Below are 253 nucleotides of genomic sequence, written 5' to 3'. Positions count from 1 at the left end.
CAGCGTGGCCCGGGTACTGGAATCGTCCGTCCCGTCGAGGCCATCCAGCACCAGCGGCAGGCGCGCATCGGCGAACACCGCCCGCGGCAGGAACGGCCGCGCCGGCTCGATGACATCGACCGGCGCGCGCCAGGCATCGGCGACCGACTCGGCGATGCCGGCGCGGCACGACAGCTGGTGCATGCCGGCCTGGGTCTCGTGCAGCATCTCGCGGCAGGCCCAGTCCCACAGCGCGGCCTGGGCCTCGGCCTCG

1 protein-coding gene is annotated in these 253 nt (G+C 74.7%); it reads right to left on the bottom strand.

Annotation, left to right across the window (positions count from 1 at the left end):
* The coding region (locus SB822_RS59075) for a hypothetical protein (protein ID WP_410859372.1) at nt 1-253 on the bottom strand (253 nt) is incomplete at both ends.

This window comes from Paraburkholderia sp. SIMBA_054 (genome assembly GCF_046534875.1).
GTDB classification, from domain to species: Bacteria; Pseudomonadota; Gammaproteobacteria; order Burkholderiales; family Burkholderiaceae; genus Paraburkholderia; species Paraburkholderia hospita.
This window is presented reverse-complemented; position numbering and strand designations above follow the sequence as displayed.